Here is an 18,200-nt window from a genome sequence, read left to right on the forward strand (position 1 = left end):
CCGTCCCGCGAACGCCCCGGGGTGGGTGCGCCCCGGCGGCATGGCTCTGGGCCCGGCCTTTGCCTAAGAGCGGCCGTGACCCGTCGTCCGTCGGGGTCGAGGAACCGCGAAGGAAGGCTCTTGCCAGAGCGAAGTCGCGAAGCGGGCGAGCGCCGGGCGCCCCTGCCGCTTCTGGTCGCCGTCACCATGACGGGCACGGTCGCCCTGCACATCTTCGTGCCGGCGCTCGCCGCCGTTGCGGCCGACCTGGGGACCAACGCGGCGGGCGCGCAACTCACCATCACCGTCTACCTCGTCGGCCTCGCGGGCGGGCAGCTCCTCTACGGCCCGCTCTCGGACCGCTACGGTCGGCGCCCGATCCTGATTGGCGGCCTCGGCCTCTACCTCGCCGGCCTGCTGCTCGCGATCCCCGCGCCGAACGTCGGCGTGCTGCTGGTCGCCCGCGTCCTGCAGTCGCTCGGCGCCTGCGGCTCGCTGGTGATCGGCCGGGCCATGGTGCGCGACGTCTCCACCCGCGAGGACGCGGCCCGGAAGCTCGCGATCCTGACCACCGCGATGACGCTCACGCCGGCCCTGGCGCCCGCGATCGGCGGCGTGGTGAACGAGGCCTTCGGCTGGCGCGCCGTCTTCGTGGTGCTCGCCGCCCTCGTCGCCGTGCTGGGCGCCCTGGTGGTGTTCACGCTGCCCGAGACCAACCGGCACAAGGTGGCGCTGCCGGGCGTCGTGGCGGTGCTGGCGGGCTATCTCCGGCTGGTGCGGGTTCCGGTGTTCCGCGCCTATCTGGTGGCGGGGGCCTGCGGCGGAACCAGCCTTTACGCCTTCCTGGCGGTGGCGCCGTTCCTGCTCGTGGACCGGCTCGGCCGCTCCTCGCAGGAGGTGGGGTTCGATTGCCTGATCGTGGTGTTCGGCATGGTCGGCGGCGCGGTGCTGGCGAGCCGGCTGGCCGCGCGGGTGCCGATCCGCAGGGCGGCGCGGAGCGGCAACCTCCTCTGCATCGCGGCCGCGCTGGCGCTGCTGGTGGTAGACCGGACCGGGATGCTCGGCGTCGTCAGCCTGATCGTGCCGCTCTTCGCCTACGCGGTGGGCGTCGGCCTGCTCAGCCCCAACGCGGTGGCCGGCCTGATGAACGTCGATCCCCACGCGGCGGGCTCCGCCTCCAGCCTCTACGGCTTCACGCAGATGACCTTCGGGGCGGTGTTCACCGCCGCCGCCTCCGCGTGGCCCGCGACCTCGGCCACGCCCGTGGCGCTGGCGCTGCTCGCGGCCGGGCTGATCGCCGCGCTGGCCCTGCGTCGGGCATGATCATCCGGCGCGCACCGCCTCGACGAGGCCGGCCGCGCCCGCACCGAAGCCGGGGCTGAGTTCCAGCCACAGGAGCCGCGCGGGATCGACCGGGCCCGGCAGGCTCAGGCGCCCGGGCGGCACGACGGTGAAGCCGAACCGTGCGTAATAGGGTGCGTCCCCCACGAGGATGACCAGCCCGTCGCCAGCCTGCCGCGCCGCCTCGATCGCCGCGCGAGTCAGGGTGCCGCCGATGCCGCGGCCCTCGAAGCTCGGATCGACCGCCAGGGGCCCCAGCATCACGAAGGGCGTGGCCCCGGTCCGCACCGGACCCATCCGCACCGAGCCGACCAGAAAGCTGCCCACCGAGGCGGTGACGCCGAGATCCATCCGCTCGTCCGCCCCCTCGCGCAGGCGATAGGCGGTGCGGGCGAAGCGCCCGGGGCCGAAGGCGCGGGCCTGGAGGCGCTCGATGGCGGGGGCATCCTCCGGCCGCTCGGGCCGGATGACGAGGGACAAAGCGGTCACGGGGGTTCAGGGGATGATGCCGATCGGACCGGCGCCGCGTAGCAGCGTCGGCCCCGACCCGCAAACCACGGCGCTACTCCGCCGCCGCGAGCCCGGGTCGCGCGCCGCCCTGCGTCAGCTTCAGGAAGCCGACGGCTGAGAGCCAGATCACCGCCCCGCAGGCGGAGGCGACGCCGAGGACCAGAGCGAACCCGCCCCGATCGTGGAGCAGCGCGATGGCCGGCACCACGAAGCCGCTCGCCGTGAAGCCCACGAAGTAGCGCACGCTGTACGCCCGGGCCCGATAGGCGGGCGGCACGTAGCGGGCGATCATCGCGTCGTTGATCACCACCTGTCCGTAGATCGCCGTCATGGCGAGCACGAGCCCGGCCAGCAGCGGCAGGCCGGTGGAGAGGGCGGCGATCCCCAGGCCCAGCGGCTGCAGCACCGAGAGCGCCACGAACAGCGACGGCAGGCTGTAGCGGTCGATCAGGCGGCCCATGGCGAGCTGCATCAGGGCGCCGAACAGGAACACCCCGGTGGTGAGGGAGCCGATGAGCGCCAGCGGCAGGGCGTGGCCGATGCCCTCGTCGATCACCTTAGGCAGGCTGATCGTGGTCAGGTTGAAGGTCAGGCCGCCCGCGAAGATCGACAGGCCGAACATCGCCATCAGCGCCCAGGGACGGGTCACCGGGATCACGGCCGCGCCGCCGGCCTTCTTGGCCGAAGCCTCGCCGTCGTCCGGCACCATCGCCACGAAGGCGGCCCCGCAGGCGAGGCAGACGAGGCCCGGCACCACGAAGGCCGCGCGCCACCCGGCGGTCGCCGCGAGCAACGCCGTGATACCGGACGCCGAGGCCGCGCCGAAATTGCCCCAGACCCCGTTGATGCCGAGATCACGGCCGAGCCGGCGGGCATGGGTCACCAGCATGGCCGAGCCGACCGGGTGGTAGATCGCCGAGGCGAGCCCGAGCACGCAGAGCCAGACGGCGAATCCCAGCGGCGTCGAGGCGCTCGCCACGCCGAGGCAGGACAGGCCGTAGCCGAAGAAGAACAGGGCCAGCATGTTGCGCCGCCCGAACCGGTCGGCGAGCGAGCCCATCGGCAGCGAGCACAGGCCGAAGGCTACGAAGGCGCCGGTGGCGAGCCCGATCAGCTCGCCGTAGCCCAGGCCCGTCTGCACCGCGATGGCGATGACCGCGGTCGGGTAGATCAGCAGTACGAAATGGTCGAGGGCGTGCGCGACGTTGACGAAGCGCAGGGTACGGCGGGACAGCGTGTCCGAATCCATCGCGGCGTATCCTCCGGGATCGGACCCTGATAGCCTGACCCGATGGAGGTGTCGGGCCGGATATGAATGCGAACGGGCCAATCTCCCCGGGCCTGGCGCGTCCCGACGGGCGTTCCACGAATGCCGCCGACTATCAGGACGTGCCCCGCGCCGTCGCGGTGATGCCGAAGGCCTACGCGGCCGGGATGAGGCTCGACCGGCATTTCCATCCGCGGGCGCAACTCCTCTACGCCACCACCGGCCTGATGATGGCGTCCGCCGAGGACGGGACCTGGGTCGTGCCCGAGGGCCACGCCCTCTGGATCCCGCCGCGCCTGCCCCACGCGGTGGCGACGCACGGCGCTGTGGCGATGTGCTCGGCCTACCTCGACCCCGATACCGTCGCGGACTTCCCGACGGGCTGCCGGGTCATCGCGGTGTCGCCGCTGCTCGCCGCCGCGCTGGCCGCGCTGGCGGAAGAGCCGGTGCTGTACGATCAGGACGGCCGCGGCGGCCATCTCGCCGCCCTCGTGCTCGACGAGATCGGCCGCGCCCCCGCGACGCCTCTGACCCTGCCGCTGCCGCGCGACCCGCGCCTGCGCCGGGTCTGCCTGGGGATTATCGAGGATCCGGCCCAGGCGTCGGATCTCGATGCCTGGGCCGACCGCGCCGGGGCGAGCCGGCGGACCCTGACGCGTGGTTTCCGCGCGGAGACGGGCCTGAGCTTCGGCGATTGGCGGGCCCGGGCCCGGGTGATCCGGGCGCTGGCCCTGGCGGCCGAGGGCCGGCCGCCGCGGGCGGTCGCGGCGGCCGTCGGGTATCGGAGCGCGCAGGCCCTGCGGACGACCGTGGCGCGGGTGCTCGGTCCGGAGCGCCCGCCCCGTGGCGACGGGGCCGCGTGAGCGCCGTCTAGGCCGCTTGGCGGGGTTCCTCGACGAGGTCGTCAGCCGGCCCGAAGAACTCGAACTTCACCCGCTCGGTCGGGACGCCGTGGCGCGCCAGCCCGGTGACGAGATCCCGCAGGAACGGCTTGGGACCGCAGAGGTAGTAGGTCGCGCGGTCGTGCGGCGTGTTCTGCACCAGCCAGTCCGCCGTGATCAGGCCCTGAACGTCGTAATCCTCGCCGTGCCGATCCGCGGGTTCGGGCGCCGCGTAGAAGGTCGCGAGCTTCGTGTTGCCGGCCCGCGTCGCGAGCGTCCGGGCGTGATCGCGCAGGGCGTGCACGCGGCCGAACAGGGCCCCGTGGACGTACCAGGTCGGCCGGTCCGGGCTGGCCGTCGCGATCGTCTCCAGCATGCTCATCATCGGTGTCAGCCCGACGCCGCCGCTGACCAGCACCACGGGTTCGTCGCTCTGCCCGTCGAGGGCGAAGTCGCCCGCGGGCGCGGCCACCTTCAACACGGTGCCGGGCCGGGCGTGGTCGTGCAGCCAGTTCGAGGCGATTCCGGCCGGGCGACCCGGCGCGACCTCGCGCTTGACGGTGATGCGGTAGGCCCGGTCGCTCGGCGCGCAGGAGATCGAGTAGTTCCGCTTCAGCACGCCGCGGCCCGGCAGATCCAGGAGAAAGCCGAGATACTGTCCCGGCCGATGCCGCAGCACCGGACCGCCATCGGCGGGAACCAGGACGAAGGAGCGGATCGTCTCGCTCTCCAGCGCGACGCTCTCGACCACGAAGTCGCGCCAGCCGTTCCAGCCGCCGGGCTTGCCGGCGTGGTCGCGGTAGATCGCGGCCTCCCGGCCGATCAGCAGCTCCGCCAGGAACCAGTAGGCCTCCCCCCAGGCGGTGGCGATCTCGGGCGTGGCGGCCTCGCCGAGCACGTCCCCGATCGCGCCGAGCAGGGCGTCGGCCACGAAGGGATAGTGCTCCGGCAGGATGTTCAGCGCGACGTGCTTCTGCGCGATCCGTTCCACCGCGCCCGCCAGGACACTCAGATTGTCGATGTTGCGGGCGTAGGCGAGCACGGCCTGGGCCAGGGCCTTCGGCTGCGAACCGGTCTCGCCGTGGTGGGACTGGTTGAAGAGGTCGCGCATCGCCGGATCCGCGAAGAGGCGCTCGTACATGCGCTTCGTGATGGTGAGGCCGTGGGCCTCCAGGGCCGGTACGGTGGCCTTGATGAGGCTGATGGTGGCGGGGGACAGCGGAGCGGGCATGTCACAGCTCTAAAGGTGTATCTGACATGCATCTTTTAGCGCGGCCCTCGAAAAGGTGCAAGCAGAATACATCTTATGGATACGACATCTGTCACCGGGTCGACGGTGGTGCCCGCCATCCTCACGGCTTACGGATCGAACCCGTGGCGCACGGTGCATCCCCCGGCAGGGATCGGCTTCTGGAGTTGAGATGCGTCTGACCCGCTATACGGACTACGCTCTGCGCACCCTGATCTACGTCGGCCTCCATGAGCCCGAGCAGAGCTCGATCGCCGCGATCGCGCGCGCCTATGGCATCTCGGAGAACCACCTGAACAAGGTGGTCCATCAACTGGGCCGGCTCGGCCTGATCCGGACGATCCGCGGGCGGGGCGGCGGACTCCGGCTGGCGCTGCCGCCGGGGGAGATCGTCGTCGGGGCGGTGGTGCGTCAGACCGAGGACGATCTGGCACTGGTCGAGTGCTTCGGCGGCGGCGCCTGCGCGATCACGGCCCCGTGCCGGCTCCGGCGGGTGCTGGGCGAGGCCCTGGCTGCGTTCCTCGCGGTCCTCGACCGCTACACCCTGGCGGATCTCCTCGGCGCGCCGGACGGGGAGGCGATCGCGGCGCTGCTGGGCTTGGCCGGACCGACGCACGGCGAGCCGCCCACGCCGGACGGCGCCCTGCGCCTGCCGGACCGCTGACGACCCGCACCCCTTGGGGTCAGGTCGCCCGCGCCGAGAAGTCGATCCGCGGGTCGATCCAGACGTAGATCAGGTCGGACAGCAGGTTCACCGCGAGCCCAAGCAGCGAGAAGATGTAGAGGGTGGCGAACACCACCGGGTAGTCGCGGCCCACGATCGCCCGGAAGGACAGTTCCCCCAGGCCGTCCAGGGAGAAGATCGTCTCGATCAGCAGCGAGCCGGTGAAGAAGGCCGAGATGAAGGCCCCGGGAAAGCCCGCGATCACGATCAGCATGGCGTTGCGGAAGACGTGGCCGTAGAGGACGCGCCGCTGGGACAGGCCCTTCATCCGCGCGGTCAGCACGTACTGCTTGCGGATCTCGTCGAGGAACGAGTTCTTGGTCAGCAGGGTCGAGGTCGCGAAGGCGCCGATCACCAGGGCGGTCAGCGGCAGCACCATGTGCCACGTGTAGTCGGTCACCTTGTGCCAGGCCGAGAAGCCCTCCCAGCCCTCGCTGGTCAGGCCGCGCAGCGGGAACCATTGATAGAACGAGCCGCCCGCGAACAGGATGATCAGCATCAGGCCGAACATGAAGCCCGGGATCGCGTAGCCGATGATCACCACGAAGGACGTCCAGCGGTCGAAGCGCTCGCCGTCCTTCACGGCCTTGCGGATGCCCAGCGGGATCGAGATCGCGTAGGACAGGAGCGTCATCCACAGGCCGAGCGAGATCGAGACCGGCAGGCGCTCCTTGATCAGCTGGATCACGGTGACGTCGCGGAAGTAGCTGCGACCGAAATCGAAGCGGACGTAGTCCCACAGCATCTTGGCGAAGCGCTCGGGCGCCGGCTTGTCGAAGCCGAACTGCGTCTCCAGCTTGGCGATGAATTCCGGGCTCAGGCCCTGGGCCCCGCGGTAGCGGGAACTCGCCTCGCCGCCACCGGCCGACGGCCGGCTGGCGCCGCCCAGGTCGCCGGAGCCGCCGGTCACGCGCGACATCGCGCCGTCGCGCTGGCCTTGCAGCTGCGACAGCACCCGCTCCACCGGGCCGCCTGGAGCGAACTGCACGATGGTGAAGGTGATCAGCATGATCCCGAACAGGGTCGGAATCATCAGGCCAATGCGGCGCAGGATATAGGCGAGCATGGTCTCAGTCCCGCCCGATCCGCTTGGCCTTCTCGGCGTCGAACCACCATGTGGCCGGCGCGCCGAGGTCGTATTTCGGTGGGTTGGCCGGGCGGCCGTAGATGTCCCACAGGGCGAGGCGGTGGGTCGAGGCGTACCACATCGGCACCCAGTAGCGGCCGGCCCGCAGGACCCGGTCGAGGGCCCGGCAGGCGGTGGTCAGATCCGCCCGCGACTTGGCGTCCGCGATCGCCGTGAGCAGGGCGTCGATGGCCGAGTCCGCGATCCCCGACAGGTTGTTGGAGCCCGCAGTCCCGGCCGCCCGGGAGCCGTAGGTCTCGCGCAATTCCGCGCCCGGGGTCACGCCGCTGCTGTACCGGCGCGCCGTGAGATCGAAGTCGAAATCCTTGAGCCGGGCTTGATACTGCGACGGATCGACCGTGCGTTGCGTCGCCTTGATCCCGAGCAGGCCCAGGTTGCGGATGAACGGCTGCGTGACCGCCTGGAAGACCGGGTCCTCGTCCAGCACCTCCAGGGTCAGGGGCTGCCCGCCGGGCAGCGCGAGGCTGCCGCCCTGGCGGGTGCAGCCCGCCTCCCGCAGCAGCGCGTCGGCGCGCTTGAGCAGGGCGCGGTCCTGGCCGGACCCGTCCGAGACGGGCGGCGTCCAGGCCTCGCCGAACACCTCCGGGGGCAGATCCTTCAGCGGCTCCAGCAGAACCAGTTCCTCGGACGACGGCTTGCCTGTCGCCTTGAGATCGGAATTCTCGAAGAACGACGCCGTGCGCGCGTAGGCGCCGTACATCAGATTCCGGTTCGACCACTCGAAGTCGAAGCACAGGCCGATCGCCTCGCGGACCCGGGGATCGCGGAACGCCGCGCGGCGGGTGTTGATCCACCAGCCCTGTGTGCCGCTGGGTCGGGCATCCGGCACCGTCTCGCGGACGACCCGGCCCTCGGCCAGCGCCGGGAAGTCGTAGCCGGTCGCCCAGACTCGGGCGGTGAATTCCTCGCGGAAGGTGAAGGCGCCGCTCTTGAACGCCTCGAACGCCACGGTGCGGTCGCGGAAATACTCGTAGCGGATCGCGTCGAAGTTGTTCTGGCCGACATTCACCGGCAAGTCCGCGGCCCAGTAATCCGGCACGCGCTCCAGACCGATGGAGCGGCCGGAATCGACCGTGCCGACCCGATACGGGCCCGAGCCCAGGGGCGGCTCCAGGGTCGAAGCTTCGAAGTCGCGGCCGCCGTAATAGGCGGCGGAGAAGATCGGGAGTTGCGCCACGAACAGCGGCAGATCCCGGGCGCGATCCGGCGCGAAGGTGACGACCAGCCGCGCGTCGTCCTCGGCGCGGGCATCCGTCATGGCGCGGATTACCTCGGCGATCTCCGGGTGCCCCTTGTCCCGCAGGAGCTTGAGGCTGAAGGCCGCGTCGCGTGCGGTGAGCCGCGAGCCGTCGTGGAACCGGGCCTGCGGGCGGAGGGAGAACACGTAGGTCAGGCCGTCCGGGCTCACCGCGACCGAGCGCGCCGCGAGGCCGTAAACCGCGTCCGGCTCGTCGAGGGCGCGGACCATCAGGCTGTCGAAGGTCAGGTTCATCCCGGCCGCGCCCTCGCCGCGCAGCACGTAGATGTTGAGCGTGTTGAAGGTGTTGAGTGCCTGATTGCCGATCGACGCGGCGAGCTGGCCCGAGAACCGGCCGCCTCGGGGCGCCATCGGATTGACGTAGGCGAAGCGCTCGAAATCCGGGCCGTATTTCAGCTCGCCGAAGCTCGAGAGGCCGTGCCGCTCCCCATCGGCGGCCCGGACCGCGCGGCCGGGCCGGATCGCCGCGAGGGCACTTGCGCCGAGGACGAGGGCGCGGCGGCTCGGCGTCCAGATCCGCCTCAACGGGGCGCCCCGGTCTTGGCGGCGAGCTTCTCGTCGTACCACCACGTCGTCGGAAAGCCGGAACTGGCGTAGAGCGGCAGGATCGCCGGGTGGCCGAACCGGTTCCAGCGCAGGGTCCGCTGCTGGTCGGAGGCCCATTGCGGCACGACGTAATCGTGGGCCAGCAGCACCCGGTCGAGCGCCCGGGTCGCGGCGATCACCGTGGGCCGGTCCTTGGCGAAGATCACCTTCTCGATCAGCGCGTCGATGCCGGGATCCTTGATCCCGATCAGGTTGCGCGAACCGGGCTTGTCGGCCGCCGCCGAGCCCCAGTACTCGCGCTGCTCGTTTCCGGGCGACAGCGACTCGCCCCAGTTCGACGTCGTGATGTCGAAGTCGAAGTTGCGGATTCGGTTCTGGTACTGCGCTTGGTCGATCACGCGCAGCGTCGCGTCGATGCCGATGAGCTTCAGCTGTGCCGAGAACGGCAGGATCACGCGCTCGAAGGTGCTCTGGAACTCCAAGAACTCGACGGTCAGCGGCTCGCCGGTCGCCTTGCTGACCATCTTGCCGCCGCGCAGGTCGTAACCCGCCTCGCGCAGCAGGCCGACGGCTTCGCGGAGGTTCTTGCGCACGGCCTCCGGACTGTCGTTCACCGGGTTCGCGTAAGGCGTGGTGAAGACCGAGGGCGGGACCTTGTCCCTGACGCTCTCGAGGATCGCCTTCTCGTCGCCTTCCGGCAGGCCCGTGGAGGCCAGTTCCGAGCCGAAGAAGTAGGAGTTGATGCGCTTGTAGAGGCCGTAGAACAGGGCCTTGTTCATCTCCTCGTAGTTCATCGCGAGGTTGAAGGCTCGGCGGACGCGCGGATCCTTGAACTTCTCCCGGCGGGTGTTGAACGTGAAGGCCTGCATGAGGCCCATGCCGCGGTCGGGGAACGCCTCCTTGATCAGGCGTCCTTCCCGCACCGCCGGGAAATCCTCGTAGGCCGTCGCCCAATTCCGGGCGATGTTCTCGACACGATAATCGTAGAGGTCGCCCTTCAGCGCCTCGACCAGCACGGTGCCGTCGCGGAAGTACTCGTAGCGCTCGGTATCGAAGTTGTAGCGGCCGGCATTCACCGGTAGGTCCTTGCCCCAGTAATCCGGCACGCGGGTGTAGGTCGCGGTGCGGCCGGGCTCGAACTTCGCCAGCCGGTAAGGGCCGGAGCCCAGCGGCGGTTCCAGGGTCGTCTCGGTGACGCTGCGCTGCCGGCCGCTGGCATCCTTGGCGGTCCACCAGTGCTTGGGCAGGATCCGGAGTTGCCCGATGACCTGCGGCAACTCGCGATTGCCGGTCTCCGAGAAGGTGAAGGTCACCTCGTGCGGCCCGCTCGCCTCGGCCTTGGCGACGGTCTGATAATAGGCGGCGTAGAACGGGCTGTTGGCCTTCAGCACGTCGAAGGACCAGACCACGTCCTCGGGGGTGATCGGCTTGCCGTCGTGCCAGCGGGCGTCCTCGCGCAGCCGGTAGGAGACCGAGCCCAGATCGGGGGCGATCCGCACCGCCTCGGCGAGCAGACCGTAGGAGGTGAACGGCTCGTCCGCCGATTCCGTCATCAGCGAATCGTAGATCTGCTGGATGCCGCCCTCGAGGTCGCCCTTGAGGCCCGTGACGACGATGTTGAAATTGTCGAAGCCGCCCTGCGCGCCGAAGCGGACCATGCCGCCCTTGGGCGCGGCCGGGTCGGCGTAATCGAAATGCTTGAAGGAGGGGCCGTATTTCGGCTGACCCATCAGCGTGATCGCGTGGGTCCATTGCCCGTTGGCGGCCGGCATCGCGGCGGGCGTGGACGGCATCGCGACCGGCTCCTGCACGCGCGCAGGGGTGAACTGGAGGCAGGCGACGAGGAGCGTCGCGGCGAGGAGGCGTCCGGTGGCGGTCTGCGCTGTCACGGGCAGGCTGTCTCCGTTGTGTCGGGCCGCGCGGAGCGCGGATGAGTACCGTGGCTCATAGGCCGGGGGAGCCCCGCCCGTCGAGCGCGCTGGCTCCCCCGCCGAGGGGCGTGAGAGGCGCGGGTTCTCTCCCCGCCTGCGGGGGTAGGGCAGCGCGCGGAAAACCCCCTCACGCGGCCCGGCCCCGCCGGCCCTCCACGAGCCACATGGCGAGGACCGCCGCCGCCAGCGCCGCCAGGGCGGCGAGGCCCAGCGCGAGTGGGTAGACCTCGACGCCGCGGATGTTGGCGCTGTCGCTCGGCCGGAAGCCGATCCAGTCCGCGCCCGCGAGGCGCCCGCTCCGCACGGTGGCGAGGCGCGGGACCTGGAGGCCGCCGCCGGTCTCGGCGACCCGGCGGACCGAGCCGCCCGATCCCTCCGCCACGGTCTTCAGGCGATCGGTGTCGCTGAAGACGTCGGCGAGTTCCCGCGGGTTGGCCGGGCCGACGCTGACGAAGGCGACGAGGTTGCCCGAGCGCAGGGTGTGCAGCCCCAGTGTCTCGGCGTCGAACGTCGCGGTGAACAGGCCGGGCTCGCCGGGCTTCAGCGGCAGCGTCGTCACCTTGCCGGTGGGACCGGTGACGGTGACGGGCTCGGCCTGATCCGCCATGGTCTGGCGCTCGACGCGCACCTCGCGACCGTGCCCGGTCATCTGCGCCCGGAGCGCCTCCTCCTCCAGCGCCGGCTCCTTCATGAGCCAGTGGCCGAGGCGGCGCAGCAGGTCGAGATAGGGACCGCCCTCCTGATAGCCCCGCGCCCACAGCCACGCGTGGTCGGACAGCAGCAGTGCGACGCGACCCTTGTCCTCGCGCGACAGGGCCAGCAGCGGCAGTCCCTCGGCCCCCGACAGGATCGGCTGGATGCCGGCGCGGGTCCGCGCCTCGACGATGCGCAGCCAGTCGCCCCAGGCGGGCGGGTTCGCGTCCGAACCCGGCAGCGCGCGGGTCACCGGATGCCGCTGGCCGGTCTGGGTCGGCGTCGCCTTGTAGGGCTTCTCGACAACCCGCCCGTCCGGGTCGCCCGGCAGGATGCCGGCGAGCCGGGTGCGGGCGAGGCTCGCCGGCCCGGCGAATTCGGGGCCGGCCGCGATGAGGAGGGCGCCGCCCTCGCGCACGTAGCGGACGATGTTGTCAAAATAGGCCTGCGGCAGCACGCTCTGGTTGGCGTAGCGGTCGAAGATGATCAGGTCGAAGTCCTTGATCTTCTGGACGAACAGCTCGCGCGTCGGGAAGGCGATCAGCGAGAGTTCGGAGATCGGCGTGCCGTCCTGCTTCTCCGGCGGGCGCAGGATGGTGAAGTGGACGAGGTCGACGTTGGCGTCCGACTTCAGCAGGTTGCGCCACGTCCGCTCGCCCTGGTGCGGCTCGCCGGAGACGAGGAGCACCCGGAGCTTCTCGCGGATGCCCTCGATGGGCAGGACTGCGCGGTTGTTGACCGTGGTGAGTTCGCCCGGCAGGGGCTCGACCTCGATCTCGACGACGTTCGGCCCGCCGTGTTCGATCCGAGTGGTCAGCGAGAACGCCTTGTCGGTGACGACGTCCCGGCGGCCGATCTCCTCGCCGTCGCGACGGATGGTGACGATGGCGTGGCCGGTTCCGCCGCGCTCCATGACCTCGGCCCGGATTGTCAGGTCCTTGCCGACGATACCGAAGCGGGGCGCTTCCAGGAGCTTGATCTGCCGGTCGCGCTCGTCCGGATGGCCGGTGACCAGGACGTGCAGCGGCGCCTTGATGCCGAGCTGCGCCATGGAGGCCGGGATATCGTGGACCACGCCGTCGGTGAGCATCACGATGCCGGCGAGGCGCTCCGGCGGCACGTCGGCGAGGGCTTGGCCGAGCGCCGTGAACAGCTTGGTGCCGTCGTCCCCGTCCTTGGAATCCGGCACGTCGATGAAGCGCGGCTCGATGTTGGTCAGCGCGCCGAAGCGCCGCTGCAGCTCGGCACGCACCGCGTCGGTCATCTGCGGCCGGTCGCCCAGGGCCTGCGATCCGGACCGGTCGACCACGATGGCCGCCACGTCCTTCACGGGTTCGCGGTCCTCGCGCACGAGCGCGGGGTTGGTGAGCGCCGCCAGCACCAGGGCGAGGACGAGGACGCGCAGCAGCGCAGTCCGCCCCCGGGCCAGGACGGCGAACACCGCCAGCACGGCGACGATCACGCCCAGGATGGCGATGGCCGGCCACGGCAGGAGGGGTGTGAAGCTGAGGCTCAGCATGGGGCACCACCGTTCCCTTCCCCGTCTGCGGAGGAGGGCGGCCCGGCCGTCAGGCCGGGTCGGGAGAAGGGGCCGACGGCGCAGGAAACGGGCCGGCCTTCATGACCGTCTTCGCCCCTCCTGTCGCGCAGGGGAGTGGTCCCCGCAGAGGGGGGAGGGGGAGCGGCGTCGCGCGCGTCGTCTCGAGGAGACATCACTGTCCCAGCCGTTCCAACAGCGCGGGCACGTGGACCTGATCGGCCTTGTAGTTGCCGGTGAGCGTGTACATCACGATGTTGACGCCCCCGCGGAACGCCATCTCGCGCTGGCGCTGGTCGCCGCCGACCACGGGATAGAGCGGTTCGCCGCGGCGGCCCACCGCCCAGGCGGCGGCGAGATCGTTGCCGGTGATGATGATCGGGCTCACGCCGTCGCCCGCGCGGGCCGGACGGCGCTCGGCACCCTCGGCGGCGGGCGGCAGGGCCTCCACCCAGGTCTGGCCGGTGGCGTAGCGGCCCGGGAAGCTGTCCACGAGGTAGAACGCCTTGGTCAGCACGTGGTCGAGGGGCACCGGCTCCAGCTCCGGCACCTCGAGGGTCGCCAGCATCGTGCGCAGATACGTCGCCTCCGGCGAGGGCGGCCCGCCCGGCCGGGCGGTGAGCGCATCGCGGGTGTCGAACAGGACCGTGCCGCCGTTGCGCATGAAGGCGTCGATCTTGCGGATCGCGGCTTCCGACGGCTGCGGCCGCGACGGCGCGATCGGCCAGTAGATCAGCGGGTAGAAGGCCAGCTCGTCCTTGGCCGGGTCGATTCCGGCCGGCTCACCCGGCTCCAGGGCGGTGCGGGACGACAGCATCTGGGTCAGGCCGGTGAGCCCGGTCCGGCTCGCCTCGTCGAGGGCGGCGTCGCCCGTGATGATGTAGGCGAGGCGCGTGACCAGCGCCGATTCGATGCCGTTTGGCCGGTTGGCTGCGGGCTCCTCGGCGCGAACCGGCAAGGCCGGCAGCGCCGCGAACAGCAGCAGGCCCGCGAAGGCCAGCATCGCCGGCCGGCCGCGCAGGCGGCGCGCGAGGCCGCCGCGGCGCAGGAAGCCGCCGAGCCACAGGCCCGCCAGGGTGTCGAGGGCCAGCAGCAGCAGCGCCAGGGTGAACAGGCTCGGGCGCAGGTCCACGGTCTCGGCCCCGGCGAGGGACCCGGTGCGGGCGTCCGCGATCGCCGCGATGTCGAGGGGCTTCAACCGGTCGTCCGGTTTCAGGGCGTTCACGCTGATGCCTCCGTCCGGCGGTCCGTAGAAACCCGGCGGGTGCTCCATGGTCGCGCGTTCGGCGTAGTCGGCCGAGACCGCGGTGGCCGAGGCCGGCGGCGAGCCCAGTGCGCCGAACCCGTCGAGGGTCACCCGGGGGGCGAGCACCGGGGCGGCGGCCCGCGGGGTCTCGCCCTGGACGGGGGCCGAGGCGCCCGCCAGCGCCACGACCCGCCGGAGCATGTCGATGAACAGCCCCGAGAGCGGCAGGTTCGACCACGTGGTGTCGGCGGTGACGTGGAACAGCACGATCGTGCCCTGGCCGCGCTTCTGCGCGGTGACGATCGGGGTGCCGTCCTGGAGGGAGGCCCAGGTCCGGTTCGGCAGGTCGCCGTCCGGCTCGGCCAGGATCTGCCGGCGCACGCCGATATCGGCCGGCGGCGTGAGGCCCGCGAACGGGCTCTCGGGCGGGAACGGCGCCAGCGTCTTGGGGCTGTCCCAGGACAGGGTGCCGCCCAGCGTCCGGCCGCCCCGGCGCAGGCGTACCGGCACCAGCGGATCGTTGCCGGCCGCGAGGCGGGGCCCGGCGAAGCGCAGCAGCATGCCGCCGTCCTTCACGAAGCCTTCGATTCGGGCGGTGGTCTTCTCGTCCAGCGCGCCGACATCGGCGAGGACGAGGACCGAGACCTGATTGTCGAGGAGCTGGTTGATCGACTCCGCCGTACCCTTGGCGCCCCGGGCCTCCTGAACGTCCGCGAAGGGCTGGAGCGCCCGCGACAGGTAGTAGGTCGGCGCCAGCAGAGGCTGGGCCTGATCGAGGGTGCCGCCGAAGACGAGCCCGACCCGGCGCCGCTTGCCGCGCTCGTCCTGCAGCACCACGGCACCGGCCGAGCGCTCGCCCGCGATTTCCAGGCGGCTGATGCTGTTGCGCAGTTCCACGGGCATCTCGAAGGTCGCGTCCGCTTCCGTGGCATCCGCCGCGAAGGCGAAATCGCGCTCGGCGAGCGGCAGCCCCTTCTGGTCGAGCGCCCGGATGACGCCGACATCGCGCCCGTTCGGGGTCGCGCGGAGCGCGTGCGTGACGAGCTTGCCGGCCTTCTCGGTGGCGGTGAGGGCGAGCGCGGGCGGTTTGTCGGCGCGCAGCACGGTGAGCGCGGCGCCGCTGCCGCCCGCGAGGTCGGCGAGGCCCTTGGCGAAGCGCTCGTCGCTCCCGCCGGCGACGCCGTCGCTGATCCAGACGAGGCCGGCACCCCGGTTCTTCTCCAGAAAAGTCTCGATCGCCGCGAGATGCGCGTCGCGGGCGGGCAGGATCGGGCGCGGCGCGATGGCGCGCAGGCGCTCCAGGGCGGCGGCCGGCGTCTTCGCCTCGAAGGCCGCGGCGGCGTCGGCCAGCCCGATCACCGCCACGGGCCGGCCATCGCGGGCGGCGCCCTCGACGGCGTCGGTGGCGACGCGCAGGCGGGCGCGCCAATCGTGGGCGGCCGGGAAGCCGTTGTCGAAGAGCACGAGCAGCGCGCTGCGGCCGCCCCCGGCTCCCACACCCCCGGCGTTCCAGACCGGCCCGGCGACCGCGAGGATCAGGGCAGCGGCGATCAGCAGGCGCAGGGCGAGCAGCCAGGGCGGGGTACGTGCAGGGGTCTGCCGCTGCGGGATCAGGTCGGCGACGAGCTTCAGCGGCGGGAAGTTGATCCGTCGCGGGCGCGGCGGGGTCACCCGCAGCAGGAACCACAGGGCCGGCAGGCCGATGAGGGCGGCGAGCGCCAGCGGGGCGGCGAAGGTCAGACCCAGCATGGCGGCCTCACTCCGTGCCGCGGGCGGCGATCAGCGTGGCGAGCCGCAGCGCCGCCTCGCTCGCGGGCCGGTCCGTGCGGTGGATCGTCAGGGTCCAGCCCTGCCCGCGCGCGATGGAGGCCAACGCGGCCCGGTGTTCCCCGATGCGGGCGCGGTAGCGGGCGCCCCAGGCGTCGGCGTCGCCGATATCGAGGCTGAGGCTGCCTTCGAGGTCGTGCAGCACGGCCTGCCCGGTGAACGGGAAGGTCTCCTCGATCGGATCGACGATCATCAGGATGTGGCCGCGGCTGCCGCGGCCGGCGAGGCTCTGCACGGAGGCGGCGATCCGGTCCGGCTCGGTGAGGAAGTCGCCGATCAGCACCACCTCGTCGAAGCGCGCCGGGCTCGCCCGCGGCGGCAGGTCCTGCGCGAGGCCGGCCCTGTCGGCGACGAGCGCCTGCGTCAGCCGCTCGACGATGCCGCGGGAGGCCGTCGCCCGGGTGAGACCGAGGAGGCCGACCCGCTCGCCGCCTTCCACGAAGGCGTCGGCCAGCGCCAGGCCGAGGACGAGGGCGCGCTCGACCTTCGGCGCCGAAGCCAAGTCCGAGGAGAAACCCATCGAGGCGGAGCGGTCGATCCAGAGCCAGATGTTGTGGGCCGCCTCCCATTCGCGCTCCCGCACGTAGAGCCGGTCGTCCCGCGCCGAGCGGCGCCAGTCGACCCGCGCGGCGGCCTCGCCGGTGACGAAGGGGCGGAACTGCCAGAAGCTCTCGCCCGGCCCCGCGCGGCGGCGGCCGTGGAGGCCGTGGGCCAGCAGGCTGGACACGCGGCGCGCCTCCAGGACGAGGCGGGGCATCCTGTCGGAGAGGGCGGTCGCGCCCTCGCTCTCGCGCCGGCCGGGGGTGCGCCTGCCGGCGTCGAGGGCGTGCGTCGCGACCAAAGTCAGAGCTTCTCCGCGAGCTTGGCGATCAGGCCTTCGATGGTCTCGCCGTCGGCGCGGGCGGTGTAGCTCAGCGCCATCCGGTGCTTGAGCACCGGCTCGGCGAGCGCCTTCACGTCGGCCACGGAGGGCGCGACCCGGCCCTCGATCAGCGCCCGGGCGCGGGCGGCGAGCGTCAGCGCCTGGCTGGCGCGGGGGCCGGGACCCCAGAGGAGCTTGTCCTTCACCAGGGCGTCGCCGCCGTCGGGGCGGGCGGCGCGCACGAGGTCGAGGATCGCCTCGACCACGGCCTCACCCACCGGAAGACGGCGCACGAGGCGCTGGGCGGTGAGGAGCTGCTCGGTCGTCATCACCGCGCGGGGTCGTGCCTCGTCGACGCCCGTGGTCTCGATCAGGATCCGGCGCTCTGCGGCGCGGTCGGGGTAGCCGACGTCGATCTCCAGGAGGAACCGGTCGAGCTGCGCCTCCGGCAGGGGGTAGGTGCCCTCCTGCTCGATCGGGTTCTGGGTGGCGAGGACGTGGAACGGACGCGGCAGGTTGTGGCGGGCGCCCGCCACCGACACGTGGCCCTCCTGCATGGCCTGAAGCAGGGCCGACTGGGTGCGGGGGCTCGCCCGGTTGATCTCGTCGGCCATCAGGAGCTGCGTGAAGACCGGCCCCTGCACGAACCGGAAGGCGCGGCGGCGCTCGGCATCCTCCTCCAGGATCTCGGTCCCGAGGATGTCCGAAGGCATCAGGTCCGGGGTGAACTGCACGCGCCGTGCGTCAAGTCCCAGCACGGTACCGAGCGTCTCAACGAGCTTGGTCTTGGCCAGACCCGGCAGGCCGACCAGAAGGCCGTGTCCGCCCGCCAGGATGGTCACGAGGGCGAGATCGACGACCTTCTCCTGCCCGAAGATCACCCCGTGGATCGCGTCCCGCGCCGCGCCGACAGCGGCGAGGCAGCTCTCCGCGGTCGCCACGATGCCGTCGTCGAGGGTCGTGGCCGGGTTGATCCCCTGCGTCATGCCGCTGTCCATCTCCTGCCCGGGCCTTCGGAAAGGCCCCCGGGTGAATCGGGTGAGTGTGGGGCGGATGGTACCGGGCTGGCAAGGTCGGGATCGCCGCACGCGGAAGCGCGGTCCGCGGCGGTCGTCGGCGTTCCGCCCGGAGCCGCGGACCGCCAGGCTCATCCGGGTTCGTAACGGATCGGGGAGCGGTCGGCCTCCGGGCCCGGACCGCTC

At 71.8% G+C, this 18,200-nt stretch carries 13 protein-coding genes; 3 read left to right on the top strand and 10 right to left on the bottom strand.

All coding sequences use genetic code 11. The features are described from left to right. Positions 1–120: 120 nt before the first annotated feature. Complete coding sequence (locus MKK82_RS16245) at positions 121–1,302, top strand: multidrug effflux MFS transporter (RefSeq protein WP_238286746.1); 1,182 nt, start codon at positions 121–123, stop codon at positions 1,300–1,302. On the opposite strand, the gene MKK82_RS16250 is transcribed toward MKK82_RS16245, so the two are convergent. Both MKK82_RS16250 and MKK82_RS16255 read right to left on the bottom strand, forming a co-directional pair. Continuing rightward, positions 1,303–1,809, bottom strand: a complete 507-nt coding sequence (locus tag MKK82_RS16250; RefSeq protein ID WP_238286745.1) for a GNAT family N-acetyltransferase — start codon at positions 1,807–1,809, stop codon at positions 1,303–1,305. 73 nt (positions 1,810–1,882) lie between these two features. Then, positions 1,883–3,079: an MFS transporter gene (locus MKK82_RS16255; protein ID WP_238286744.1), complete on the bottom strand. Its 1,197-nt coding sequence runs from the start codon at positions 3,077–3,079 to the stop codon at positions 1,883–1,885. 62 nt (positions 3,080–3,141) lie between these two features. Here MKK82_RS16255 and MKK82_RS16260 point away from each other — a divergent pair, with 62 nt between their 5' ends. Continuing rightward, on the top strand, positions 3,142–3,960 hold the full coding sequence (locus tag MKK82_RS16260) for an AraC family transcriptional regulator (RefSeq protein ID WP_238286743.1): 819 nt from the start codon (positions 3,142–3,144) through the stop codon (positions 3,958–3,960). A gap of 7 nt (positions 3,961–3,967) precedes the next feature. Here MKK82_RS16260 and hmpA read toward each other — a convergent pair whose 3' ends face one another. After that, positions 3,968–5,209 carry an NO-inducible flavohemoprotein gene (hmpA, locus tag MKK82_RS16265; RefSeq protein WP_238286742.1) on the bottom strand — a complete coding sequence of 414 codons (1,242 nt, stop codon included), beginning with the start codon at positions 5,207–5,209 and terminating at the stop codon, positions 3,968–3,970. A 190-nt stretch (positions 5,210–5,399) separates the two neighbouring features. Between hmpA and MKK82_RS16270 the strand changes: the two genes are divergently transcribed. Continuing rightward, positions 5,400–5,891 carry an Rrf2 family transcriptional regulator gene (locus MKK82_RS16270; RefSeq protein ID WP_238286741.1) on the top strand — a complete coding sequence of 164 codons (492 nt, stop codon included), beginning with the start codon at positions 5,400–5,402 and terminating at the stop codon, positions 5,889–5,891. A gap of 19 nt (positions 5,892–5,910) precedes the next feature. Here the strand turns inward: MKK82_RS16270 and MKK82_RS16275 are convergent, their stop codons facing one another. The 7 genes from MKK82_RS16275 to MKK82_RS16305 form a co-directional block, all read right to left on the bottom strand. Further along, positions 5,911–7,017: a microcin C ABC transporter permease YejB gene (locus MKK82_RS16275; protein ID WP_238286740.1), complete on the bottom strand. Its 1,107-nt coding sequence runs from the start codon at positions 7,015–7,017 to the stop codon at positions 5,911–5,913. A 4-nt stretch (positions 7,018–7,021) separates the two neighbouring features. Continuing rightward, positions 7,022–8,881, bottom strand: coding sequence for an extracellular solute-binding protein (locus MKK82_RS16280; protein ID WP_238286739.1), 1,860 nt, complete (start codon positions 8,879–8,881; stop codon positions 7,022–7,024). Next, positions 8,878–10,791, bottom strand: a complete 1,914-nt coding sequence (locus MKK82_RS16285; RefSeq protein WP_243986263.1) for an extracellular solute-binding protein — start codon at positions 10,789–10,791, stop codon at positions 8,878–8,880. Before MKK82_RS16285 ends, MKK82_RS16280 begins: the two co-directional genes overlap by 4 nt. Before the next feature lie 169 nt (positions 10,792–10,960). After that, positions 10,961–13,045, bottom strand: coding sequence for a hypothetical protein (locus tag MKK82_RS16290; RefSeq protein WP_238286736.1), 2,085 nt, complete (start codon positions 13,043–13,045; stop codon positions 10,961–10,963). A 193-nt stretch (positions 13,046–13,238) separates the two neighbouring features. Then, entirely contained in the window at positions 13,239–16,058 is a 2,820-nt protein-coding gene (locus MKK82_RS16295) for a DUF4159 domain-containing protein (protein ID WP_238286734.1), read from the bottom strand. A 7-nt stretch (positions 16,059–16,065) separates the two neighbouring features. Then, positions 16,066–16,977: a DUF58 domain-containing protein gene (locus MKK82_RS16300; RefSeq protein WP_238286733.1), complete on the bottom strand. Its 912-nt coding sequence runs from the start codon at positions 16,975–16,977 to the stop codon at positions 16,066–16,068. 2 nt (positions 16,978–16,979) lie between these two features. Then, positions 16,980–17,984 carry an AAA family ATPase gene (locus tag MKK82_RS16305; protein ID WP_243986264.1) on the bottom strand — a complete coding sequence of 335 codons (1,005 nt, stop codon included), beginning with the start codon at positions 17,982–17,984 and terminating at the stop codon, positions 16,980–16,982. Positions 17,985–18,200 lie beyond the last annotated feature (216 nt).

This window comes from Methylobacterium sp. E-046 (assembly GCF_022829625.1).
GTDB classification, from domain to species: Bacteria; Pseudomonadota; Alphaproteobacteria; order Rhizobiales; family Beijerinckiaceae; genus Methylobacterium; species Methylobacterium longum.